1 protein-coding gene and 1 pseudogene are annotated in these 790 nt (G+C 60.1%); one reads left to right on the plus strand and one right to left on the minus strand.

Features of this window, described 5'->3' with window-relative positions:
• Positions 1 to 510, minus strand: a 510-nt coding sequence (locus HX846_RS35630; protein ID WP_256740360.1) for a protein-disulfide reductase DsbD domain-containing protein, incomplete at its 3' end; no start/stop codon positions are given.
• Positions 511 to 685: 175 nt separating this feature from the next.
• Between HX846_RS35630 and HX846_RS35635 the strand changes: the two are divergent.
• Positions 686 to 790: pseudogene (locus tag HX846_RS35635) on the plus strand (DNA-binding response regulator); the annotation flags it as partial.

Consider the following 790-nt stretch of genomic DNA (forward strand, 5'->3'; position numbering starts at 1 on the left):
CAGGCCGAAGAACACCAGCAGGCTCCAGCCCAGGCTGCGTTGTTGCAGGCCGCTGGCCAGGCTTTGGTCCTGGGCCTGGCCGGTGGCGGCGACGGCAGGGTTGCCGCCCAGGTCCACGGTGATCGATTGCGGCGGGTAGCACAGGCCGGCATCGGCGCAGCCTTGCCAGCCGAGCTTGACCTGGCCGGTGGCGCCAGCGGGAATCTTCACTTCCAGGCCCTGGCGATAGACTTGCTGCTCGCCGAAGAACTCGTCGCTGTGGGCTTCGCCCTGGGGCAACGTCGGCTTTTCGGCCAGGCCATCGAATTTCATGCGCTGCTGGTACAGGTAGTAACCGTCGGCAATCTGCCAATACAACTGGGTTTCGCCGGAGGCCAGACGCTCGGAGGTAAAGGTGAAGGCTTTGCCTACCGGGAGGAAGTCGGGTTTGGTCTCGAATGGATTGTTGCCAGGCGCGGCCTGGGCGAATCCAGCAAACACTACCAGCAGAAAGATAAACAGATGCCGCATGATCAAGCCTTAGTTCGAAGCAAGTGGGACACACAATGTGTGGCGTTGATTAACCGATGATTAACCGGGCTATCCTAGAAAGAAGCGATTATCCGGGATTCTTGGCGTTGGCGGCATAATGCACGCTTAATCCACTGCCTTTTTAATCACCCTCACATTTTGCAAAGGGTTCACCATGCACGTACTGGTCTGTGAAGACGACGAGCTGATCGCCAGCGGCATTGTTGCCGGGCTCAGCGCCCAGGGCCTGACGGTCGAGCGCGTCGGCACGGCTGCGGCT

This window comes from Pseudomonas sp. K5002 (assembly GCF_013386655.1).
Lineage (GTDB): Bacteria > Pseudomonadota > Gammaproteobacteria > Pseudomonadales > Pseudomonadaceae > Aquipseudomonas.